This window comes from Ensifer sp. ENS03, assembly GCF_014852035.1.
Lineage (GTDB): Bacteria > Pseudomonadota > Alphaproteobacteria > Rhizobiales > Rhizobiaceae > Ensifer > Ensifer adhaerens.
Window position 1 is genome coordinate 128,689 of the sequence record NZ_JACVAV010000004.1, and the last position, 22,440, is coordinate 151,128.

At 63.7% G+C, this 22,440-nt stretch carries 19 protein-coding genes; 15 read left to right on the forward strand and 4 right to left on the reverse strand.

The annotated features are described in order from the left end of the window. Positions 1 to 62: 62 nt before the first annotated feature. Genes IB263_RS16995 through IB263_RS17015 form a run of 5 tightly spaced genes read left to right on the forward strand, consistent with a single transcriptional unit; the run spans position 63 to position 6,005 of the window. On the forward strand, positions 63 to 1,103 hold the full coding sequence (locus tag IB263_RS16995) for a LacI family DNA-binding transcriptional regulator (protein ID WP_034803047.1): 1,041 nt from the start codon (positions 63 to 65) through the stop codon (positions 1,101 to 1,103). Further along, complete coding sequence (locus tag IB263_RS17000; protein ID WP_192438741.1) at positions 1,100 to 2,101, forward strand: Gfo/Idh/MocA family protein; 1,002 nt, start codon at positions 1,100 to 1,102, stop codon at positions 2,099 to 2,101. Before IB263_RS16995 ends, IB263_RS17000 begins: the two co-directional genes overlap by 4 nt. A gap of 4 nt (positions 2,102 to 2,105) precedes the next feature. Next, positions 2,106 to 3,725, forward strand: coding sequence for an acyl CoA:acetate/3-ketoacid CoA transferase (locus IB263_RS17005; protein WP_192438742.1), 1,620 nt, complete (start codon positions 2,106 to 2,108; stop codon positions 3,723 to 3,725). Further along, positions 3,718 to 4,497, forward strand: a complete 780-nt coding sequence (locus IB263_RS17010) for an enoyl-CoA hydratase/isomerase family protein (protein ID WP_371814134.1) — start codon at positions 3,718 to 3,720, stop codon at positions 4,495 to 4,497. The genes IB263_RS17005 and IB263_RS17010 overlap by 8 nt, the downstream gene beginning before the upstream one ends. Further along, a complete protein-coding gene (locus IB263_RS17015) occupies positions 4,497 to 6,005 on the forward strand; it encodes an aldehyde dehydrogenase family protein (RefSeq protein WP_192438744.1) in 1,509 nt (502 codons plus the stop codon). Before IB263_RS17010 ends, IB263_RS17015 begins: the two co-directional genes overlap by 1 nt. A 99-nt stretch (positions 6,006 to 6,104) precedes the next feature. Here IB263_RS17015 and IB263_RS17020 read toward each other — a convergent pair whose 3' ends face one another. Next, positions 6,105 to 7,169 (reverse strand): LacI family transcriptional regulator, encoded by a 1,065-nt coding sequence (locus IB263_RS17020; protein WP_034803036.1) that lies wholly within the window; start codon positions 7,167 to 7,169, stop codon positions 6,105 to 6,107. A gap of 314 nt (positions 7,170 to 7,483) precedes the next feature. On the opposite strand from IB263_RS17020, the gene IB263_RS17025 reads away from it, so the two are divergent. The 9 genes from IB263_RS17025 to IB263_RS17065 all read left to right on the forward strand — a co-directional run bounded on the left by IB263_RS17025 (position 7,484) and on the right by IB263_RS17065 (position 17,413). Further along, a complete protein-coding gene (locus IB263_RS17025) occupies positions 7,484 to 8,716 on the forward strand; it encodes an ABC transporter substrate-binding protein (protein ID WP_370689582.1) in 1,233 nt (410 codons plus the stop codon). 175 nt (positions 8,717 to 8,891) lie between these two features. After that, positions 8,892 to 9,770, forward strand: coding sequence for a carbohydrate ABC transporter permease (locus IB263_RS17030; RefSeq protein ID WP_060521497.1), 879 nt, complete (start codon positions 8,892 to 8,894; stop codon positions 9,768 to 9,770). After that, complete coding sequence (locus IB263_RS17035) at positions 9,770 to 10,651, forward strand: carbohydrate ABC transporter permease (RefSeq protein WP_034803016.1); 882 nt, start codon at positions 9,770 to 9,772, stop codon at positions 10,649 to 10,651. The genes IB263_RS17030 and IB263_RS17035 overlap by 1 nt, the downstream gene beginning before the upstream one ends. A 4-nt stretch (positions 10,652 to 10,655) precedes the next feature. Continuing rightward, positions 10,656 to 11,771, forward strand: a complete 1,116-nt coding sequence (locus tag IB263_RS17040; protein ID WP_034803014.1) for an ABC transporter ATP-binding protein — start codon at positions 10,656 to 10,658, stop codon at positions 11,769 to 11,771. Between the two features lie 6 nt (positions 11,772 to 11,777). Then, entirely contained in the window at positions 11,778 to 13,277 is a 1,500-nt protein-coding gene (locus tag IB263_RS17045) for an FAD-dependent oxidoreductase (RefSeq protein ID WP_192438745.1), read from the forward strand. Next, complete coding sequence (locus IB263_RS17050; protein ID WP_034803008.1) at positions 13,274 to 14,053, forward strand: 3-ketoacyl-ACP reductase; 780 nt, start codon at positions 13,274 to 13,276, stop codon at positions 14,051 to 14,053. The genes IB263_RS17045 and IB263_RS17050 overlap by 4 nt, the downstream gene beginning before the upstream one ends. 104 nt (positions 14,054 to 14,157) lie before the next feature. Next, entirely contained in the window at positions 14,158 to 15,813 is a 1,656-nt protein-coding gene (locus tag IB263_RS17055; RefSeq protein WP_192438746.1) for a GMC family oxidoreductase, read from the forward strand. 7 nt (positions 15,814 to 15,820) lie between these two features. Next, entirely contained in the window at positions 15,821 to 16,138 is a 318-nt protein-coding gene (locus IB263_RS17060; protein WP_090295206.1) for a Dabb family protein, read from the forward strand. 9 nt (positions 16,139 to 16,147) lie between these two features. Continuing rightward, the gene (locus IB263_RS17065; RefSeq protein ID WP_192438747.1) at positions 16,148 to 17,413 is read left to right on the forward strand and encodes a glycerate kinase; all 1,266 of its coding nucleotides are present in this window, start codon (positions 16,148 to 16,150) and stop codon (positions 17,411 to 17,413) included. Positions 17,414 to 17,524: 111 nt separating this feature from the next. Here the strand turns inward: IB263_RS17065 and IB263_RS17070 are convergent, their stop codons facing one another. After that, entirely contained in the window at positions 17,525 to 18,862 is a 1,338-nt protein-coding gene (locus IB263_RS17070; RefSeq protein WP_090295207.1) for an aspartate aminotransferase family protein, read from the reverse strand. 149 nt (positions 18,863 to 19,011) lie between these two features. Here IB263_RS17070 and IB263_RS17075 point away from each other — a divergent pair, with 149 nt between their 5' ends. Further along, entirely contained in the window at positions 19,012 to 19,560 is a 549-nt protein-coding gene (locus tag IB263_RS17075) for a cupin domain-containing protein (RefSeq protein WP_034802993.1), read from the forward strand. Between the two features lie 34 nt (positions 19,561 to 19,594). On the opposite strand, the gene IB263_RS17080 is transcribed toward IB263_RS17075, so the two are convergent. Further along, entirely contained in the window at positions 19,595 to 20,827 is a 1,233-nt protein-coding gene (locus IB263_RS17080; RefSeq protein ID WP_034802990.1) for a pyridoxal phosphate-dependent aminotransferase, read from the reverse strand. A gap of 26 nt (positions 20,828 to 20,853) precedes the next feature. After that, a complete protein-coding gene (locus IB263_RS17085; RefSeq protein WP_034802987.1) occupies positions 20,854 to 22,386 on the reverse strand; it encodes an aldehyde dehydrogenase family protein in 1,533 nt (510 codons plus the stop codon). Between the last annotated feature and the right edge of the window lie 54 nt (positions 22,387 to 22,440).

Here is a 22,440-nt window from a genome sequence, read left to right on the forward strand (position 1 = left end):
ACGAAATTGGAACGTTCCAATTATGAAAGAAGAAAGCAGGCAGAAGAATTCGGGAGGATGCTGTGGTCAAGGAGAGGGTAACGGTCATCGATATTGCGCACGCTGCCGGCGTGTCGAAGTCGACCGTGTCGCTCGTTCTTCAGGGCAGCTCGCTCGTCAATGAGGCGACGCGCGCCAAGGTGAATGCCGCCATCCGCGATCTCGGCTATGTCTATAATCGCGGTGCTGCCAATCTTCGGCAATCGAAGTCCAAGATCATCGGCATCGTCGTCAACGATCTCACCAACAGCTTCTTTGCGGAACTCGCCGTCGGCGTCGATGCGGTCGTGCAATCGGCAGGCTTCGTGCAGTTTCTTGCCAATACCGGCGAAAAGATCGAGCGCCAGCGCGAAGTGGTCGCGTCGATGCGCGAGCATGGCGTTTCCGGCCTGATCATTTCGCCGGCGCGTGGCACCGAAGCGGCCGATCTTGCGCCTTTGGTCGAGAGCGGCATTCCCGTCGTGCTCGTCGTCCGCGATATTGCCGGTGCAAATGTCTCTTCGCTGATCTCCGACAACCACGCTGGTGCCGTGGCCGCGGTGCGTCATCTGATCGAACGTGGTCACCAGCGCATCGCCTTCCTCGGCGGCTTTTCCGACACCGCCGTCTTCGAGGCGCGCATGCGCGGCTACCGCGATGCGCTCGTCGAGGCCGGCATGCCGGTTTCGGAATCGCTGATCATCGGTTCGGCGCCGTCGCGTGCCGGCGGGGTGACGGCGGTGGAGCAGGCGATGATGCTCGCCGACCGGCCGACGGCCGCACTCTGCTTCAATGATGCGGTCGCTTTCGGCGTCTGCGATGGCCTGAGGGCCCGGCGGCTTGAGCCGGGTGCCGATTTCGCCGTTATCGGTTTCGACGACGTGATCGAGGCGAAGACAGCAGTTCCGGCGCTGACGACGGTGTCCGTCGATCCGCAAGGCATGGGCCAACGGGCGGCCGAACTGCTGTTGAAGCAGATCAAGGCCGGTAAGGCGGAGCCGGAAGCGATCGTCGGTTCGGTTCGTCTCGTCGTTCGCCAGAGCTGCGGCGCAGCAGTCGAGAGAAAAAGGGAGGCACTGGCATGACACGGTGGGGTCTGATCGGCGCAAGCACGATTGCGCGCGAATGGGTGATCGGCGCAATCCGCGCCGCCGGAGGCGAGGTCGTCTCCGTCATGAGCACGAGCGCGGAGCGCGGCGCGGCTTACGCCGAGGAGAACGGCATCGCCAAGTCGGTGACCACTGTTGCCGAACTCGTCGGCGATCCCGATGTCGATGCCGTCTATGTCTCCACCACCAATGAACTGCATCGCGAGCAGACGCTGGCGGCGATCGCTGCCGGCAAGCACGTGCTCTGCGAGAAGCCGCTGGCGATGACGCTGGAGGATGCGCGCGACATGGTGAGCGCAGCGCAGGAAGCGGGTGTCGTTCTTGCTACCAACCACCACCTGCGCAATGCCGCTAGCCACCGCGCAATGCGCGATGCGATCGCCGAGGGCAGGATCGGCCGGCCGATTGCAGCCCGCGTCTTCCACGCCGTCTATCTGCCGCCGCCTCTCCAGGGCTGGCGACTGGAGAGGCCGGACGCCGGCGGCGGCGTCATTCTCGACATCACCGTGCATGACGCCGATACGATGCGCTTCATCCTCAACGATGATCCGATCGAGGCCGTTGCCATCAGTCACAGTGCCGGCATGGGCAAGGAAGGCCTGGAGGATGGTGTCATGGGTGTCATCCACTTCCGCTCCGGCGTCATCGCTCAGTTCCACGATGCCTTCACCACCAAATACGCAGAGACCGGTCTTGAGGTGCATGGCACCGAAGGATCGCTGATCGGCCGCAACGTGATGACGCAGAAGCCGATCGGCACGGTGACGCTGCGCAACGCCGATGGCGAGAGCGAGCTCGCCCTCGACCACCGCAATCTCTACGAAACAGCGCTTTCCGCTTTCCATGCCGCTGCCCAAGGCAACGGCCGTCCATCTGCGACGGGCGAGGATGGCGTCTGGTCGCTGGCAACGGGCCTTGCCGTCGTCAAGGCGGCGGCCACCGGCCAGGCCGTGGCGATCGAAACGGGACTTTGAACTCATGTCGATGAACAAGCACATCTCGCCGGCCGAAGCGGCTGCCCTGATCCCGGATGGCGCGGTGGTTTCGGTCTCCTCGTCCAGCGGCCTCGGCTGCCCGGATCTGATGCTCAAGGCGATCGGCGAGCGGTTCGAGACGACCGGCCACCCACGCGACCTGACGACGCTGCATCCGATTGCCGCCGGCGACATGAGCGGCATCAAGGGCGTCGACTATATCGCCAAGAAGGGTCTGCTGAAGAAGATCATCGGCGGCTCCTATCCCTCGGGTCCGTCGAGTGCGGAACCGCCGTTGATCTGGCAGATGATCGGCGCTGACGAAGTGGCAGCCTACAACGTGCCCTCCGGCATCCTCTTCGACATGCACCGCGAGGCGGCGGCCAAGCGCCCGGGCGTGATGACCAAGATCGGCCTCGACACCTTCGTCGATCCGTCGCGCGAAGGCTGCGCCATGAATGCTTCGGCCGCGGCTGAGCCTGTGGTGAAGAAGGTCTCGTTCGAAGGCGAGGACTGGCTCTATTTCAAGGCGATCGCGCCGCAAGTGGCGATCATCCGCGCGACGACGGCGGACGAGCGCGGCAATCTCACCTATGAGCACGAGGGCGCCTATCTCGGTGGTCTCGACCAGGCGCTCGCTGCCCGCAACAATGGCGGCATCGTCATTGCCCAGGTCAAGCGCATCACCAAGGAAGGCTCACTGAAACCCCACGACGTGCGCGTGCCGGGCGTGCTGGTGGATTATGTCATCGTCGATCCCGACCAGAAACAGACGACCCAGACGCTTTACGATCCGGCGATTTCCGGCGAGATCTTCCGGCCGCTCGACAGTTTCCGGGTGCCGGAATTCAATATCCAGAAGGTCATTGCCCGCCGCGTGGCGCAGGAGCTTGAAGCCGGCAGCGCCGTCAATCTCGGCTTCGGCATTTCGGCCAATGTGCCGCGCATCCTGCTCGAAGAGGGGCTGCACGGTGCGGTCACCTGGGTGATCGAGCAGGGCGCTGTCGGCGGCGTGCCGCTGCTCGACTTCGCCTTCGGCTGCGCGTCCAATGCCGATGCCTTCATGCCCTCGCCCTACCAGTTCACCTATTTCCAGGGCGCCGGCTTCGATGCCTCGCTGCTCTCCTTCCTTGAGATCGATCGCAACGGCTCGGTCAACGTGTCGAAACTCTCTTTCCGCCCGCATGTGACGGCCGGCGCCGGCGGTTTCGTCGACATAACGGCACGGGCGAAGAAGATCGTCTTCTCCGGCATGTTCAATGCCGGCGCCAAGCTCGCGGTCGCCGACGGCAAACTGGTGATCGAAAAGGAAGGCAAGCTGAAGAAGCTGGTCAACGAGGTCGAACACGTCACCTTCTCAGGCCGTCGCGGTATCGAGCAGGGCCAGGACATCACCTATGTCACCGAGCGCTGCGTGATGAAGCTGACGCCCGAGGGCGTGATGCTGACCGAGATCGCGCCGGGGGTCGACCTGCAGGCGCATATTCTCGACCAGTCGGAATTCCCACTGATCGTTTCCGACAGACTGAAGACCATGGATGCGGGTCTGTTCCAGGATGCATTGCTTGGTCTTGAACTGCCGAAGAAGCCGGCGCGCCGGCTTCAGGGAGGCGACCGTGGCTGAGGGCCGTATCCGCATCGGCGTCGACGATGCTGTCGCGATCATGACGATCGCCCGTCCGGAAAAGCTCAACGCTTTCGATATCGACATGCTGAAGGCGTTGGCATCGGCTTGCGACGAGATTGAAGCCGACCGCAATGTGCGTGTCGTCATCCTCACCGGCGAGGGCAAGGCATTTTCGGCCGGCGGTGACATCAAAGCCTGGGGCGGCATGGATGCGCCTGCCTTCGGGCATGACTGGGTACGGTTCGGTCATCGCGTGTTCGAGCGGCTGGCGACGCTGCGCATGCCCGTCATCGCCGCTCTTAACGGCCATGCGCTTGGCGGCGGGCTGGAACTGGCGGCGGCGGCCGATATCCGGCTGGCCGAAGCGCAGATCAAGATCGGCCTGCCGGAAACGAGCCTCGGCATGGTTCCCGGCTGGTCGGGCACGCAGCGCCTCGTCTCTCGCTTTGGCGCCCAGATCGTCAGGCGCATGGTGCTTGGCGGCGAGATGTTCACCGCCGAGGCTGCTCTGCGCGAAGGTCTGGTCGATGCCGTCGTCGAGACGGGCACGGTGCTGGCCGCTGCCCGCGATTACGCGGCGCGTGTCGCCAAGCGCGGGCCTGCGGCGCTTGAGATTTCGAAACTGATGCTCGCTTCGGCGAATGGCGAAGACAACGGATCCGCAGTCGAAGCGCTCGGCTCGATCCTTGTCGCCAAGACCGGCGACCTCAAGGAAGGTGTCGCCGCCTTCTCCGAAAAGCGTGAAGCCCAATTCAAGGGAGAATGGTAATGACCGTGCTCGTGAAACCCAAGCCGATCGAGGGCCAAAAGGTTCGCGCCTTCCAGATGCTGATCGGCGGCAAATGGGTGGACAGCGCCGAGGGCCGTACGATCGAGCGCGTGGCGCCGGGCCACGGCGTCGTCGTCAGCCGCTATCAGGCGGGCACCAAGGCCGACGCCGAAAAAGCGATTGCTGCCGCACGCCGTGCCTTCGACGAGGGCACCTGGCCGCGCATGACCGCTTCGCAGCGTTCGCTGGTGCTTTTGCGCGCAGCCGATATCATTGCCGAGCGCGCCGATGAGCTTGCCTATCTCGATGCGATCGAATCCGGCAAGCCGATCAGCCAAGCCAAGGGCGAACTCGGCGGTGCCGCCGATATCTGGCGCTACGCCGCGGCTCTCGCCCGCGATCTGCATGGCGAAAGCTACAACACGCTCGGTGACGGTACACTTGGCGTCGTGCTGCGCGAGGCGATCGGTGTCGTCTCGATCATCACGCCCTGGAATTTCCCGTTCCTGATCGTCAGCCAGAAGCTGCCCTTTGCGCTGGCCGCTGGCTGCACCACTGTCGTCAAGCCGTCCGAGCTGACCTCGGCCTCGACGCTGCTGCTCGGTGAAATCCTCGAAGCCGCCGGCGTTCCCGCCGGCGTGGTCAACATCATCACCGGCACGGGGCCGGAGGTCGGCGCGCCAATGACGACGCATCCGGATGTCGACATGGTGTCCTTCACCGGCTCGACCGGCGTCGGCCGCCTGACCATGGCCAATGCTGCCCAGACGCTGAAGAAGGTCTCGCTGGAACTCGGCGGCAAGAACCCGCAGATCGTTTTCCCCGACGCCAATCTCGACGAATTCATCGATGCCGCCGTCTTCGGCGCCTATTTCAATGCCGGCGAATGCTGCAATGCCGGCTCGCGATTGATCCTGCACCGTGACATCGCCGACGAGGTGACGCGCCGCATCGCCGAGCTCTCGGCCAAGGTGAAGGTCGGCGATCCGCTCAATCCGGAAACCCAGGTCGGCGCAATCATCACGCCGCAGCATCTGGAAAAGATCGCCAGCTATGTTTCTGCTGCTTCCAAGGATGGCGCTGCGGTTGCCCATGGCGGCACCGCGCTCGATCTCGGCATGGGCCAGTTCATGGCGCCGACGATCCTTTCTTCCGTGCGCCCGGACATGGCGGTGGCGCGCGAAGAAGTGTTCGGCCCGGTTCTCTCGGTGCTGACCTTCGAGACGACGGAAGAGGCGATCGGCATCGCCAATGCGATCGACTATGGTCTTTCGGCCGGTGTGTGGAGCCGCGACTTCGACACCTGCCTGACGATCGGCCGCCGCGTGCGCGCCGGCACCATCTGGATGAACACCTTCATGGATGGCGCGTCGGAACTGCCCTTCGGCGGCTACCGCCAGTCCGGCCTCGGCCGCGAACTCGGCCGGCATTCGGTCGAGGATTACACCGAGACCAAGACGCTCAACATGCATATGGGGCCGCGTACCGGCTGGTGGATGCCGCGCTAAGGCTGAAACAGGGGAGGAGAGGACATGCGGACGATGGGGAGAACATTGGGGCAGGAGGCAGCGTCACGTGACGCCGCCTTGCGTGCCGTGTTCGCCCCCTCAGCCGGCCGCGCCGAAGCTCGATGGGATCTGCGGACAGAGCAGCAGCTGCAGCTTGCTGACGTCGCTTTCGCCGCCGATCTTCTGCAGGAGCACCCGGCCCATGTCCTCGCCGGTCGCCGTCAGGTCCTCGTAGATCGTCTCGACCTGCGGCTGGATGGCGCTCAGGAGATGCGAGGTCTGCTTGGCGACGATGTCGTATTCGCGTCCGAGCGTCAGCCCGCAATCGCTCATGCCGGTGATGGTTGCGAGCGCGCAGACTTCGCCGCCGCACATGAAACTGTCCGGCGGATCGGGCTCGGCATAGCGCTGGCGCACGCGGTCGCGGATGGCGCCTGCCGGGCTGTCGAGATCGATGCCCGAGAGGATTTCGTAGGCGCAGCCCGCCTCGCGCACGGCGGTCATGAAGCCGTGCTGAAGATGGCCGGCAAAGGTGAAATCGGCGGGACCGCTGATCAGTGCGGGCTTGCGCCTGCCCTTGGCGATCAGGCGCTTCGTCGCCTGGTACGAGAAGGTGAAGTTGTCGTAGTCGACATAGGGATGTGGGGTGGAAAGCTCCGTGCGCCCATGGGTGACGAAGGGAAAGCCGAGATCAGACAGCAATCGGACCCGGGGATCGAGCGGTTCCGTGCGCGAGAAGATCAGGCCATCGGCCATCGCGTTGCGGGTGATGTAGTTGACCGCTTCGACATTGGTCGAGTTCAGGAAGTTCGGCATGACGATCAGGTGGTAGGCCGTGCCCTGAAGTGCCTTGGCGATGCCGCTCATGATCGAGGTGCCGTAGCCGAGGATTTCCTCGTGCGGGTCGAGCAGCACGCCGATGACATTGGTGCGGCCGGTCTTCAGGCGCTGGGCGGCCCGGTCGGGCGAATAGCCGATCTCGTCTGCGACCTCGCGCACTCGCTTGCGGGTATCGAGCGAGATCTGCGGCGCATCGGAAAGGGCACGCGAAACGGTGGTGACCGCAAGGCCGGTGATTTCCGCGATCGTGCGAAGGGTCGGCTTGCCGCGCTTGACGGCAGAACCAATGTCTTCGGCGTGGGCGGGCTTGGAGGGATCGGCCAATGCTAGTCTTTCTGAACGCGGGCGGGAGCGGTGTTTGTATCGTGGTGCGAGGGCTTAGGCAATCGAATCATGAAAACGTTTTAAATCTCGCATCGCGGCATGGCTTGCTGCACCGCAATAGCTAATGTGAGCTATATAATTCAGTAAATTCAAACGGTTCCGAAGGTGCTAAAATACAAAATGGCGGAATGCTTGACTTGCTGAATTTATAACGTTTTAAATGGCCAGCCGCTGGCTGAAGCGGCGCGAATTCCGGGGTGGAGGAGGTTCCGCCTCGTTAACTTGCAAACGGGAGGAAAACGATGCGCAAGTTGATGACGACGACGGCCGTTGTGGCGCTGATGATGGCGGCCACCGCCGCGCGCGCAGCCGAAAATGTGGAAGTTCTGCACTGGTGGACATCCGGTGGCGAAGCCGCCGCACTCGACGTTCTGAAGAAGGACCTGGAAAGCAAGGGCATCACCTGGACCGACATGCCGGTTGCCGGCGGTGGCGGTACGGAAGCGATGACGGTTCTGCGCGCTCGCGTCACCGCGGGCAACGCTCCGACCGCCGTGCAGATGCTCGGCTTCGACATTCTCGACTGGGCCAAGGAAGGCGCACTCGGCAACCTCGACGAGACCGCTTCCAAGGAAGGCTGGGACAAGGTGATCCCGACCGCCCTGCAGCAATTCTCGAAGTATGACGGCCACTGGATCGCGGCGCCGGTCAACGTGCATTCGACCAACTGGGTCTGGATCAACAAGGCCGCCCTCGACAAGGCTGGCGGCAAGGAGCCGACCAACTGGGACGAACTGGTTGCCCTGCTCGACAACTTCAAGGCCCAGGGGATCACCCCGATCGCCCACGGCGGCCAGCCCTGGCAGGATGCGACGATCTTCGACGCCGTCGTGCTTTCGCTCGGCACCGACTTCTACAAGCAGGCTTTCATCGATCTCGACCCGGCAGCGCTCGGCGGCGACAAGATGAAGGAAGCCTTCGACCGCATGACGAAGCTGCGCTCCTATGTCGACGACAACTTCTCGGGCCGTGACTGGAACCTCGCTTCCGCCATGGTCATCGAGAACAAGGCCGGCCTGCAGTTCATGGGCGACTGGGCCAAGGGCGAATTCCTGAAGGCCAAGAAGGTGCCGGGCACCGATTTCGTCTGCATGCGTTTCCCGGGTACGCAAGGGTCCGTGACCTTCAACTCCGACCAGTTCGCGATGTTCAAGGTTGCCGACGACAAGGTTCCGGCCCAGCTCGCCATGGCTTCGGCGATCGAAAGCCCGACCTTCCAGTCGGCCTTCAACGTGGTCAAGGGCTCGGTCCCGGCCCGCACCGACGTTCCGGACACGGACTTCGACGCCTGCGGCAAGAAGGGCATCAAGGACCTGGCAGAAGCCAACACCAACGGCAAGCTCTTCGGCTCCATGGCCCATGGCCATGCCAACCCGGCTGCCGTCAAGAACGCGATCTACGACGTCGTGACGCGCGAGTTCAACGGCGAACTGACGTCCGAAGAGGCCGTCAAGGAACTGGTCTCGGCCGTCGAGGCCGCGAAGTAACGGGCTCGCTCCGGGGCGCACTCTAGGCGCCCCGGACACCCTATTCCGACATGCAGGCGCCGTCGAACCGCCGTGGCCAACAGGACGCGGGGAGGGGCGCTTTGATACCCAGAACCTCGCGCGGATGCCGATATCAGGGATTTCCCGACGGCCGCGCCAGAAGTGGTGAACGTTCATGGATAGCCGCAGTCGCCTGCAGGACCTGATACCGAAGCTGGTGCTTGCCCCGAGCTTCCTCATCGTCCTGATCTTTGTCTATGGCTTTATTGCTTATACCGGCTTTCTGTCGATGACGGACAGCAAGATGCTGCCGTCCTACAATTTCGTCGGGTTAAGCAATTATTCGAAGCTGTGGGCGCTGCCGCACTGGTGGCGGGCGGTGAGCAACCTGGCGATCTTCGCCGCGCTCTATATCGCCATCTGCTCCGTGCTCGGCCTTGGGCTGGCAATCCTGCTCGACCAGAAGATCCGGGCCGAAGGTTTCCTGCGGCCGATCTACCTCTACCCGATGGCACTCTCGTTCATCGTGACCGGAACGGCCTGGAAGTGGTTCCTCGATCCCGGCATCGGCCTTGAGAACACCATGCACCTCTGGGGCTGGGAGAGCTTCTCGTTCAACTGGATCAAGGACCGCAACTACGCGATCTACTGCGTCGTCATTGCCGCGGTGTGGCAGTCGACCGGCTTCATCATGGCGATGTTCCTTGCGGGCCTTCGCGGCGTCGACAACGAGATCATCAAGGCAGCGCAGATCGACGGCGCCAAGACCTCGACGATCTATCGCCGGATCATCATTCCCCTGATGCGGCCGGTGTTTCTCTCCGCATTCGTGGTGCTCGCGCATCTGGCGATCAAGGCCTACGACCTGATCATCGCGCTCACCGGCGGCGGTCCCGGCCAGGCGACCGAACTGCCGGCGACCTTCATGTATTCCTACACCTTCACCCGCAACCAGATGGGCATCGGCGCGTCCTCGGCGATCATCATGCTGGTGATGATCTTCTCGATCATCGTTCCCTATCTCTATTCCGAAATCCGGGGAGCACGACGCTGATGAGCGCTCCGAGCCCAGACAACATCATTTCGCACAACCGCCTCACCCGCGCACTGATCTACACCGCGCTGATCCTCTTCGCGCTCTATTCGCTGTTGCCGCTCTACGTCATGCTGGTGAACTCGGTGAAGCCGCTCGACGAGATCCGCCAGGGCGGCATGCTCAACCTGCCGCAGACCTTTACGGTCGAGCCGTGGCTTCAGGCCTGGTCGACGGCGCAGATCGGCGTGCAGCCGACCGGCCTGAAACCCTTCTTCATCAACTCGATCCTGATGGTCGTGCCGGCCGTAGCAATCTCGACGATCATCGGCGCACTCAATGGCTACGTGCTGACGAAGTGGCGCTTTCCCGGTGCCAACATCTTCTTCGGCATGCTGCTGCTCTCGTGCTTCATCCCGTTCCAGATCGTGCTGATCCCGATGGCACGCATCCTCGGCATCCTTGGGATAGCCGGTTCGATCTGGGGCCTGATCTTCGTCCATGTGATCTACGGCATCGGCTTCACGACGCTCTATTTCCGCAACTACTACGAGGCCTTCCCGACCGAACTGGTGCGCGCAGCGCAGATCGACGGCGCCAGCTTCTTCCAGATCTTCTGGCGCATCCTGTTGCCGTCCTCCGGTCCGATCATCGTCGTCTCGGTCATCTGGCAGTTCACCAACATCTGGAACGACTTCCTGTTCGGCGCGTCCTTCTCGGGACCCTATTCGACGCCGATGACGGTCGCGCTGAACAACCTCGTTTCGTCCTCGACAGGCGTCAAGGAATACAACGTCCACTTCGCGGGCGCGATCCTCGCCGCCCTGCCAACGCTCATCGTCTACATCGTGTCCGGCCGCTACTTCGTTCGCGGGCTGATGTCGGGCGCCGTGAAAGGATAAGCTCATGTCTTTCTTGAAAATCAGCAACCTGCGCAAATCCTACGGCTCGCTCGAGATCCTGAAGGATATCAACCTGGAGATCGAAGAAGGCGGCTTCCTGGTGCTCGTCGGCCCCTCAGGCTGCGGCAAGTCCACGCTGCTCAACACGATCGCCGGGCTTGAGCCGATCACATCGGGCGAGATCGCCATCAACGGCCGCTCGGTTGCCGATCTGCATCCCTCGAAGCGCGACATCGCCATGGTGTTCCAGTCCTACGCGCTCTACCCGAACATGACGGTCGCCGGAAACATTGCCTTCGGCATGGAAATCCGCGGCGTGCCGAAGGAGGAGCGCGAAAAGGCGATCAAGCAGGTCTCGGAAATGCTGCAGATCGGCCATCTGCTCGATCGCAAGCCGAGCCAGCTCTCGGGCGGCCAGCGCCAGCGCGTCGCCATGGGCCGGGCGCTGGTGCGCAACCCGCAGGTTTTCCTGTTCGACGAGCCGCTCTCCAACCTCGACGCAAAGCTGCGCGTCGACATGCGCACCGAAATCAAGCGGCTGCACAACCGCATGAAGACGACGATCGTCTACGTGACCCACGACCAGATCGAGGCGATGACGCTGGCGACCAAGATCGCGGTGCTGAAGGACGGCGTGCTGCAGCAGTTCGGGACGCCGGCCGAGATCTACAACAACCCGGCCAACATGTTCGTCGCCGACTTCATGGGATCGCCGGCGATGAACCTGCTGACGGCGCGGATCGAAAAGAGCGGCTCCGACATCGCGGTCACGCTGACGCGTCCGAATGCCGAACCGCTGAAGCTTGCGGTGCCTCAGGCCAACGGCGCACTGTCTGCCTATGCCGGCAAGGACGTCGTCTTCGGCATCCGTCCGGAAGCGCTGACCGATCCTGATGGCGCCGACCGCAATGCCAAGGTGGTCGCCGAGGGCGAGTGCCTGATCGAGGTGGTCGAGCCGGCCGGCTCCGATACCTTTGCGGTCACCCGTCTCGGCGGCAAGGAGATCGTTGCCCGGCTGAGAGCTGACGCCCGCATCGCGCCCGGGCAGACCTCGCGCCTTGCCTTCAATCTCGACAAGGCGGTGTTCTTCGATCCGCAGAGCCAGCAGCGGATCGCGTAACCAACGATGCAGGAGCAGCCGGACATCGTCATTATCGGGTCGGGGATCGGCGGCTCCACGCTTGCGGCGGGGCTTGCCGGCTCCGGCGCCCGCATCGCCATCCTCGAGCGTGGCGACCGCCTGCCCGATACGCCGGAGGCGCGCAGCTACAGCTCGATCTTCGTCAAGGGTCACTTCCGCCCGAGGGAGATGTGGCGCGAACCCGACGGCACCGAGTTCAACCCCGGAAACTTCTACTTCGTCGGCGGCAATTCCAAGCTCTTCGGTGCGGTGCTCCTGCGCTACCGGGCCGAAGATTTCACCGAGATGCAGCATCTCGGCGGCGTTTCGCCGGCGTGGCCTTTCCCTTACGAGGAGCTGGAGCCCTGGTACGGCAAGGCCGAGCAGCTGTTCGAGGTGCGCGGCGAATTGGGCGACGACCCGACGGAGCCGTTCCACAGCTCGCCTTACACTTTCGGCCCGGTGCCGGACGAGCCGGCGATTGCGCGGGCCCGTGCAGAGCTGAAGGCGCAGGGGCTCAATCCGGCAACGCTGCCGCTCGGCGTCGACATCGACGCCTGGCTTGCCGGGGGGCGCACGCCCTGGGACGGGTTTCCGAACACCGGCAACGGCAAGATGGACGCTGAAACCGCATCGCTCGCTTCCGCACTGAAGGATCCCAATATCGAGCTCATCACCTCGGCGCATGTCGACACGCTGGAGGCGGGACCCGGCGGCCGGATCGAGGCGATCCACTACACCCACAGGGGCGAGAAGAAGAAGCTGTCGCCGAAGCTGGTAATCCTGTCGGCGGGCGCGATCAATTCGGCCGCCATCCTCTTGCGCTCCGGCGACGGCAAGGGGCTCGCCAACGCCTCCGACCAGGTCGGCCGCAACTTCATGAACCACAATTGCAGCGCCATGCTGGCAATCAACCCGTTCAAGCGCAACGACAGCATCTACCAGAAGACGCTGATGCTGAACGACTATTACCTCACCGGCGGCAGGGATGGCCTGCCGCTCGGCAACGTCCAGCTGCTCGGTAAGATCAACGGCGACATCCTCAAGGCCAATGCGCCCCTCTGGGCGCCGCGGTTTGCCTTCGATTTCATGGCCGGCCATGCGGTCGACTGGTACATGATGACGGAGGACCTGCCGAACCCGGAAAGCCGCATCATGGTCGACGGCAACGGCATCATCATGCAGTGGCGACGCTCGAACATGGAGGCGCTGTCCGGGCTCGAAGCGAAGATGCGCGCGCATTTCAAGGCAGCCGGTTATCCGATCGTGCTGTCCCAGGCTTTCGACAAACGCACGCCGTCACACCAGTGCGGCACGGTGCGGATGGGCAAAGACCCGAAGCATGCGCCGCTCGACACCTACTGCCGCGCCTTCGACCACCCAAACCTCTTCGTCGTCGACGCGAGCTTCCTGCCGACATCGGCGGCCGTCAATCCGGCGCTGACTGTTGCCGCCCAGGCGCTCAGGGTCGCCCACCATATCGCCACTAGGGAGTTTCGATCATGACGTCATCGACGCGCCCCGTCGCCATCGTCACCGGCGGCCGCCGCGGCATCGGTCTCGGCGTCGCCCGTGCGCTCGCCCGCGAGGGCTTCGATATTGCGCTCACCGGCCTCGGTGCGGCGGACGCGACGACCGCCCAGACGCTGTCGGAACTTTCCGGCGACCACGGCCGGGCGATCTACATCGAAGCGAACCTTGCCGATATCAGCGGCCATGCGGCGACTGTCGAGCGTGTTCGCGCCGAGCTCGGTCCGATCCGCTGCCTCGTCAACAATGCCGGCATCGCCTCGGTGATGCGGGGTGATTTCCTCGATCTGCTGCCGGAGAATTTCGACACGATCGTCGCCACCAACCTGCGGGGAACGGTGTTCTTCACCCAGGCCGTGCTCGTCTCGATGCTGACGGATCCGGCTGATGTAGCACCGCGGTCGATCATCAACATCACCTCGGTTTCGGCAACGATGACGTCGCCCGAGCGGCTCGACTATTGCATGACCAAGGCCGGCCTTGCCGCCTTCAGCCAGGGGCTGGCGCTCAGGCTTGCCAATACCGGCATTTCGGTTTTCGAGATCCGGCCGGGTATCATCCGCTCCGACATGACCGCCGGCGTCTCGGCGAAATACGATGGCTTGATTGACGGCGGGTTGGTGCCGATGCGGCGCTGGGGCGAGCCCGATGACATCGGCAATATCGCGGCTGGGCTTGCCGGCGGCAAATTCGCCTTTGCCACCGGCTCGGTCATCCAGGCGGATGGCGGGCTTTCGATCGGCCGTCTCTAGGAAACGCGCAGGATTATTGAGGCTCGCAAGCGGGCAGGATTTGAATTGAACACGTCGAAAATTTGGAACGTTCCAAATTGGTGACGGCGGAGGGAAGACAGGGAATGAGCTACGACTACATCATCACCGGCGCCGGCCCGGCCGGCTGCGTTCTCGCCAATCGCCTCTCCGAGGATCCATCGCTCCGTGTCCTTTTGCTGGAGGCCGGTGGCGGCGACTGGAATCCGCTGTTTCATATGCCGGCCGGTTTTGCCAAGATGACCAAGGGCGTTGCCAGCTGGGGCTGGGAGACCGTGCCGCAGAAGCACATGAAGGGCAGGGTGCTACGCTATACCCAGGCCAAGGTCATCGGTGGTGGCTCGTCGATCAATGCCCAGCTCTATACCCGCGGCAACGCCGCCGACTACGACCTCTGGGCGTCCGAAGACGGCTGCACCGGCTGGGACTATCGCAGCGTGCTTCCCTATTTCAAGCGCTCAGAAGACAACCAGCGCTTTGCCGACGACTATCACGCCTATGGCGGCCCGCTCGGTGTCTCGATGCCTACGGCGGCGCTGCCGATCTGCGACGCCTATATCCGCGCCGGTCAGGAGCTCGGCATTCCCTACAATCACGATTTCAACGGTCGCCAGCAGGCGGGCGTCGGCTTCTATCAGCTCACCCAGCGCAATCGCCGCCGCTCGAGCGCATCGCTTGCCTATCTTTCGCCGATCAAGGATCGCCGCAATCTGACGGTTCGCACCGGCGCGCGCGTGGCGCGGATCGTGCTTGAGGGTACACGTGCCGTCGGCGTCGAAGTCGTCACGGCCAAGGGCAGCGAGATCATCCGGGCGGAGCGGGAAGTGCTCGTTTCCTCCGGCGCCATCGGTTCGCCCAAGCTCTTGTTGCAGTCCGGCATTGGGCCTGCCGATCACCTGAAATCGGTGGGTGTCGCGGTAAAACATGACCTACCGGGTGTCGGCGGCAACCTGCAGGATCACCTCGATCTCTTTGTCATTTCCGAATGCACCGGCGACCACACCTATGACGGCGTCGCAAAACTCCATCGTACGCTATGGGCTGGCCTGCAATATGTACTCTTCCGCTCGGGCCCGGTGGCGTCGTCGCTGTTTGAGACCGGTGGCTTCTGGTACGCGGATCCGAACGCCCGCTCGCCCGATATCCAGTTCCATCTTGGTCTCGGCTCGGGCATCGAGGCGGGCGTCGAAAAGCTGAAGAATGCCGGCGTAACGCTGAACTCCGCCTATCTGCATCCGCGCTCGCGCGGAACGGTGCGGCTTTCCTCCTCCGATCCGGCGGCAGCGCCGCTGATCGATCCCAACTACTGGGAGGATCCGCATGATCGCAGGATGTCCATCGAAGGCCTGAAGATCGCCCGCGAGATCATGCAGCAGGCGGCGCTCAAGCCCTTCGTGCTGGCGGAGCGCCTGCCGGGCAATTCGGTCGTCAGCGATGAGCAGTTCTTCGACTACGGCTGCGCCAACGCCAAGACCGACCATCACCCCGTCGGCACCTGCAAGATGGGCACGGACGCGATGGCGGTGGTCGGGCTCGATCTCAAGGTGCGTGGCCTTGAAGGCCTGCGCGTCTGCGACAGCTCGGTGATGCCGCGCGTTCCCTCTTGCAACACCAACGGGCCGACGATCATGATGGGGGAGAAGGGCGCCGACATCATCCGCGAGCGCCAGCCCCTGCCGCCGGCGATCTTCGCCCACGAACGTAACGACAGCCGCCCGCGCGCCCGCGCCGATATCCGTTGAGGTCCCCATGATCCGCCATTGTGTCTTCATTCGCTTCCGCCCCGAAATCTCCAGCGAGGAGAAGGCGGTGATCTTCGGGGAGATTGCCGCGCTGAAGGCCCGGCTACAGGGATTTCTTGCCGCCCATATCGGCGCCAATGTCAGCCCGGAAGTGGGCATGGACAAGGGCTTTGCCGAAGGCTTCATCGTCGACTTCACTGACGCGGCGGCGCGCGATGCCTATCTGGAAGACGAGGAGCACCGCAAGACCGGCGCCAAGATCGTTGCTGCGGCCGAGGGCGGTATTGCCGGCATCCTCGTCTACGATCTCGAAATCGCCGGCTGAGTGGCAGCGATGATCGCAGCGCGCCCCTTCCTGACAGAGCTCTTCGAGGCGGCCGTTCGAGCCGCCGATCCCTATGAGGCGATCAAGGCGCATCTGCCCGCCCCGCCGAAAGGGCGGACGGTGGTCGTCGGCGCGGGAAAGGCGGCAAGCCAGATGGCCGCCGCCTTCGAGAAGCTCTGGAAGCATCCCTTCTCCGGAACGGTCGTCGCCCGTCATGGACCGATCGAACAGTGTGAGACGATCACTGTGCTGCAGTCGGCTCATCCGGTGCCGGATGAGGCGGGGCTTGCTGCCTCGGATGCCTTGCTGAAGGCCGTGGCCGGTTTGACGGCGGACGATCTGGTCATCGCGCTGATTTCCGGTGGCGGCTCGGCCCTGCTCCCGGCGCCGCCTGAGGGTTTGACGCTCGCCGACGAGATCGCCGTCAACAAGGCGCTGCTTGCCTCCGGCGCGCCGATCTCGGCTATGAACGTCGTTCGCAAGCACGTGTCGCGGATAAAGGGCGGGCGGCTCGCTGCAGCCGCCTTTCCGGCGCGTGTCGTTAGTCTGGTCGTTTCGGACGTACCCGGCGACAACCCGGCCTTCGTCGCTTCGGGGCCGACCGTTCCGGATCGCAGCATGGCGGCCGAGGCGCTGGAGATCGTTGCCCGCTATCGCATGGAACTTCCCGACCAAGTGGTGACGCATCTGCGCTCGGAGGCCGCTGCAGCGCCCGATCCGGACAATCCGCGGTTTGCCGCGCATGAGTGTCACGTCGTTGCTTCGGCAAGCGTTTCGCTCGAAGCGGCGGCGGCCAAGGCGCGCGAACTCGGCATCGAGGCGCATATACTCTCGGACGCGATCGAGGGTGAAGCGCGCGATATCGGTCGCATGCATGCAGCGCTTGCCCGCGAAGTGGCGCTGAGAGACCGGCCGTTCGGCAAGCCGGTCGTACTGCTTTCCAGTGGTGAGACGACGGTGACGATTGCGGGCAAGGACCACGGCAAGGGCGGGCGCAACAGCGAGTTCCTGTTGTCGCTGGCGCTCGATATCGACGGCGTGTCGGGGATCGATGCGCTTGCCGCCGATACGGACGGCATCGACGGCTCCGAAGACAATGCCGGTGCCTTTGCAAATGGGCAGAGCATTGCCCGCATGCGGGCGGCTGGCATCGATCCACGCCTACATCTTACCCGGCACGACGCCTGGTCGGCCTTTGACGTGAGCGGCGATCTCTTCGTGCCCGGACCGACCGGAACCAACGTCAACGATTTCCGGGCGCTGTTGATTCGTTAGGACGCGCCTCGCGCGTAGAGACGTTAGCCGGATTCAGGTGTGCAATCGAAATGCAGACGCCGCCGCCGAGATCTTCGGCGGCGGCGTTGCCTTGTCGTGCGTCGCTTGGGCTTACTTGGCGCGCTTCAGCGCATCGCCGAGGATCGAGACGATCTCGCCAAAATGTTTCTCTTCGGCGATCAGCGGCGGCGAGAAGGCTATGATGTCGCCGGTGACGCGGATCAGCAGGCCCTTCTCGAAGCAATCGACGAAGACGTCGTAGGCGCGGGCGCCGATTGCGCCGTCGCGCGACTGCAACTCGATGCCGGCGATCAGGCCGATCGTGCGGATGTCGATGACATAAGGCAGGCCCTTCAGCGAGTGCATGGCGTCGTGCCAGGCGTCCTGCAGCTCGACGGCGCGGGTCATGAGGCCCTCGTCGCGGTAGATGTCGAGCGTGGCGATACCGGCAGCGCAGGCGGCCGGATGGCCGGAATAGGTGTAGCCGTGGAAGAGCTCGATCGCGTTTTCGGGCCCATGCATCAGCGCGTCATGCACCTTGCGGCTGGCAAAGACCGCGCCCATCGGGATCGCACCGTTGGTGAGACCCTTGGCCGCCGTCACCATATCCGGGGTTACACCGAAGAAGTCGGTGGCAAAGGCGGCGCCGAGGCGGCCGAAGCCGGTGATGACTTCGTCGAAGATCAACAGGATGCCGTGCTTGTCGCAGATGGCGCGCAGACGCTCAAGATATCCCTTCGGCGGGATCAGCACGCCGGTTGAGCCGGCGACCGGCTCGACGATGCAGGCGGCGATGGTTTCGGCGCCATGCAGCGCCACCAGCCGCTCGAGATCGTCGGCAAGCTCGGCGCCGTGTTCCGGCTGGCCCTTGACGAAGGCGTTCTTCGCGGGGTCATGCGTGTGGCGCAGGTGGTCGGAGCCAGGAAGCTGCGGGAAGACGCGGCGGTTGTTGAGGATGCCACCGACCGAAATGCCGCCGAAGCCGACACCGTGATAGCCGCGTTCTCGGCCGATCAGGCGCGTGCGGGTGCCCTGGCCGATCGCGCGCTGATAGGCGATCGCCATCTTCAGGGCCGTGTCGACCGATTCAGAACCCGAACCGGTGAAGAAGACGCGGTCGAGCTTCTGGCCTTCCGGACCCGGCGCGATTTCGGCGAGGCGCTCGGCAAAATCGAAGGCAATCGGATGGCCCATCTGGAACGACGGGGCGAAATCCATGGTCGACAGCTGGCGCTCGACGGCCGAGGCGATCTGACGGCGGCCATGGCCGGCGTTCACACACCAGAGTCCGGCGGTACCGTCGAGGATCGTGCGGCCATCGGCGCTGGTGTAGTGCATCCCTTCGGCGGACGCGAGCAGGCGCGGAGCCTGCTTGAACTGCCGGTTGGCGGTAAACGGCATCCAATAGCTGTCGAGAACGGGGGCGTTGGGTTTGGTGTGCTGGTTCATGGCATCCTCCTGAGTTCGGCGATTGACGCCATGATTTGATTTGCCAAACAAGTCCTTTTCTGCTGTCAGTTAAGTCATTGAAATTTATTGTACCGTTGTAGCGTGTTTGCGCTATTTCGAACAACCTGAACACCAAGGGTTCGGATCATATGACCGTCGATATCGGAAGCCGGCTTCGTCATCTCCGCCTGATGCACAATCTGTCGCAGCGCGAACTGGCCAAGCGCGCCGGCGTCACCAATTCGACGATCTCGCTGATCGAGTCGAACGCCTCCAATCCTTCCGTCGGTGCGCTGAAGCGTATTCTCGACGGCATTCCAATCGGGCTTGCGGAATTCTTCTCCTTCGAGCCGGAACGACCGCGCAAGGCGTTCTATGCGGCGGAGGAACTGGTCGAGATCGGCAAGGGGCCGATTTCGTATCGCCAGATCGGCGAAAACCTCTTCGGCCGCAGCCTGCAGATCCTGAAAGAGGTCTATCAGCCGGGCGCCGACACCGGGAAAGTGCCGCTGGTGCATGACGGCGAGGAAGGGGGCATCGTATTGTCGGGCCGTATCGAGGTCACCGTCGACGATGAGCGGCGGATCCTGGGACCGGGGGATGCCTATTATTTTGAAAGCCGGCGGCCGCATCGTTTCCGCTGCGTCGGGCCGGTGCCTTGCGAAGTGATCAGCGCCTGCACGCCGCCGACGTTCTAGGAGCGGACGGCGCCGAGGCGCCGTCCGGAGTTCGTCAAGAAAGCCGAGCGCAGGCGTCGGCGATGCGTTTGAGCGCTTCCTTCAATTCCGCTTCCGAGGTCGCATAGGAAATGCGGAAGAACGGCGAGAGACCGAAGGCCGAGCCCGGAACAACGGCGACGTGGGCGTCGTCGAGGAGGTAGGCGCAGAAGTCCGTATCCGTTGCGATTGCCTTGCCCGAGGGCGTGACCTTGCCGAGCATGCCGGCGCAGCCGGAGAAGGTGTAGAAGGCACCTTCCGGGACGCGGCAATCGAGGCCGTCGATGGCATTGAGGCCGGTAACGACGAGATCGCGGCGGCGCTGGAAGCTGGCGGTCCGTTCCTTCAGGAACTCCTGCGGACCAGTCAGCGCGGCAACCGAAGCGGCCTGGCTGACGGAGGAGGGGCAGGAGGTCGCCTGGCTCTGGACAACAGCCATCGCCTTGATCAGGTCGCGCGGACCGCCGGCATAGCCGATGCGCCAGCCGGTCATGGCATAGGCCTTGGAGACGCCGTTGACCGTGAGCGTGCGGTCCTTGAGGCGGGGCTCGAGCTGGGCCGGGGTGACGAAGCGGAAGCCGTCATAGACGATGTGCTCGTACATGTCGTCGACCAGCAGCCACACATGCGGATGCTTGAGGAGCACGTCGAGCAGCGGCCGGTAGTCGCTCGCGCTGTAGGCGGCACCCGACGGGTTCGAAGGCGAGTTCAAAAGCACCCAGCGCGTCTTCGGCGTGATTGCGGCCTCGAGCTTGTCGGCGGTCAGCCGGAAGCCGGAGGAGGCGTCGCAGGGGATCAGAACCGGCTTGCCTTCGCAGATCTGGACGATATCCGAATAGGAGGTCCAGTAGGGCGTCGGGATGACCACCTCGTCGCCCGGATTGATCGACGCCATCATGGCGTTGAACAGGATCTGCTTGGCGCCGGTCGAAACCGTGATCTCGTCCTGCTCGTAGGCAAGGCCGTTTTCACGCTGGAACTTTTCGCGGATCGCCTTCTTCAGTTCCGGCGTGCCGTCGAGGGCGGTGTACTTGGTGTCACCGCGCTTGATCGCCTCGCAGGCGGCGTCCTTGACGAAGTCGGGCGTGTCGAAATCCGGTTCGCCCGCACCGAGGATGATGACCGGCTTGCCTTCGCGCTTCATCGCTTGCGCGCGAGCGCCGATCTTCAGGATTTCGGACACCCCGATCGAGGAGATCCGCGAGGCGGGCTCAAAGCCCGCCTCCTTGACCGTTGCGTTGATGGTCATGGTCTCTACCTACCTGGGTGCGCCGATTATTCGATGTCGAACGACACGCCCTGCGCCAGCGGCAGGGCCTTCGAATAGTTCACCGTGTTGGTGGCGCGGCGCATGTAGGCCTTCCACGAGTCCGAACCGGATTCGCGGCCGCCGCCGGTTTCCTTCTCACCGCCGAAGGCGCCACCGATTTCGGCGCCCGAGGTGCCGATGTTGACGTTGGCGATACCGCAATCCGAGCCATCGACGGCGAGGAAGCGCTCGGATTCCTGCATGTCGCGGGTGAAGATCGAGGACGACAGGCCGGCTGCGACCGCATTGTGGTCGGCAACGACGGCGTCGAAGTCGCTGTACTTCATGACGTAGAGGATCGGCGCGAAGGTTTCTTCGAGAACCGGTCCGGCCTGCTTGGGCATTTCGACGAGAGCGGGCTTGGCGTAGTAGCCGTTGTCATAACCGAGCTCGACGCGCTCGCCGCCAGTGACGGTGCCGCCATGCGACTTGGCTTCGGCGATTGCCTTCTGCATGCCGTCGAAGGCAGCCTTGTCGACGAGCGGGCCGACGAGGGCGGTGGTTTCGAGCGGGTTACCGACAGAGACCGAACCGTAGGCCTTCTTCAGGCGCGGAACGAGCTGGTCGTAGACGCTTTCATGCACGAACAGGCGGCGCATGGTGGTGCAACGCTGGCCGGCGGTGCCCATGGCGCCGAAGGCGATGGCGCGCAGCGCCATGTCGAGATCGGCCGACGGGCAGACGATGCCGGCATTGTTGCCGCCGAGCTCGAGGATGGCGCGGGCAAAGCGCTTGGCGAGGCGCGGACCGACGTCGCGGCCCATGCGGGTCGAGCCGGTGGCCGATACGAGCGGAACCTTGGGGTTGTCGACGAGAACTTCACCGACGGTGCGGTCACCGATCAGGACCTGCGACAGGCCTTCCGGCGCATCGCCAAAGCGGGCGAGCGCGCGCTCGAAGATCGCCTGCGAGGCAAGCGCCGTGAGCGGGGTCTTTTCCGACGGCTTCCAGACGACGGAGTTGCCGCAGACGAGCGCCAGTGCGGTGTTCCACGACCAGACGGCGACCGGGAAGTTGAAGGCGGAGATGACGCCGACGACGCCGAGCGGGTGCCAGGTTTCCATCATGCGGTGGCCGGGACGCTCGGTGGCGATCGTCAGGCCATAGAGCTGGCGGGAAAGGCCGACTGCGAAATCGCAGATGTCGATCATTTCCTGCACTTCGCCGAGGCCTTCGGAGGTGATCTTGCCGGCTTCGATCGAAACCAGGCGGCCGAGGTCGGCCTTGAAGGCGCGCAGTTCTTCGCCGAGCAGGCGGATCAGTTCGCCGCGCTTCGGGGCGGGAACCAGGCGCCAGGCCTTGAAGGCTTCATGCGCCTGGTCGATCTTGGCGGCGGCTTCAGCGGCCGAAACCGTCTTGAGGGCCGCGATCTTCTCGCCGGTAACCGGGCTATAGGACGGCATGTCGCCGCCGGTGTAGAGTTCCTTGGCGACGCCCATCTTTTCGAGAAGCGCTGCGGCTTCCTTGGTCACGTCGACTTTCTTGGTTGCGATGTTCATGGTCTGACTCCCGTTTTATTGGTTTAGATCATTCGTTGGAGCGAAATGTCGGCG

Bases quoted from the DNA above. Each gene is read 5' to 3' on its own strand.
- IB263_RS17000 (WP_192438741.1), top strand. From the start codon at position 1,100: ATGACACGGTGGGGTCTGATCGGCGCAAGCACGATTGCGCGCGAATGG.
- IB263_RS17005 (WP_192438742.1), top strand. From the start codon at position 2,106: ATGTCGATGAACAAGCACATCTCGCCGGCCGAAGCGGCTGCCCTGATC.
- IB263_RS17015 (WP_192438744.1), top strand. From the start codon at position 4,497: ATGACCGTGCTCGTGAAACCCAAGCCGATCGAGGGCCAAAAGGTTCGC.
- IB263_RS17025 (WP_370689582.1), top strand. From the start codon at position 7,484: ATGACGACGACGGCCGTTGTGGCGCTGATGATGGCGGCCACCGCCGCG.
- IB263_RS17030 (WP_060521497.1), top strand. From the start codon at position 8,892: ATGGATAGCCGCAGTCGCCTGCAGGACCTGATACCGAAGCTGGTGCTT.
- IB263_RS17035 (WP_034803016.1), top strand. From the start codon at position 9,770: ATGAGCGCTCCGAGCCCAGACAACATCATTTCGCACAACCGCCTCACC.
- IB263_RS17040 (WP_034803014.1), top strand. From the start codon at position 10,656: ATGTCTTTCTTGAAAATCAGCAACCTGCGCAAATCCTACGGCTCGCTC.
- IB263_RS17045 (WP_192438745.1), top strand. From the start codon at position 11,778: ATGCAGGAGCAGCCGGACATCGTCATTATCGGGTCGGGGATCGGCGGC.
- IB263_RS17050 (WP_034803008.1), top strand. From the start codon at position 13,274: ATGACGTCATCGACGCGCCCCGTCGCCATCGTCACCGGCGGCCGCCGC.
- IB263_RS17055 (WP_192438746.1), top strand. From the start codon at position 14,158: ATGAGCTACGACTACATCATCACCGGCGCCGGCCCGGCCGGCTGCGTT.
- IB263_RS17060 (WP_090295206.1), top strand. From the start codon at position 15,821: ATGATCCGCCATTGTGTCTTCATTCGCTTCCGCCCCGAAATCTCCAGC.
- IB263_RS17065 (WP_192438747.1), top strand. From the start codon at position 16,148: ATGATCGCAGCGCGCCCCTTCCTGACAGAGCTCTTCGAGGCGGCCGTT.
- IB263_RS17070 (WP_090295207.1), bottom strand. From the start codon at position 18,862: ATGAACCAGCACACCAAACCCAACGCCCCCGTTCTCGACAGCTATTGG.
- IB263_RS17075 (WP_034802993.1), top strand. From the start codon at position 19,012: ATGACCGTCGATATCGGAAGCCGGCTTCGTCATCTCCGCCTGATGCAC.
- IB263_RS17080 (WP_034802990.1), bottom strand. From the start codon at position 20,827: ATGACCATCAACGCAACGGTCAAGGAGGCGGGCTTTGAGCCCGCCTCG.
- IB263_RS17085 (WP_034802987.1), bottom strand. From the start codon at position 22,386: ATGAACATCGCAACCAAGAAAGTCGACGTGACCAAGGAAGCCGCAGCG.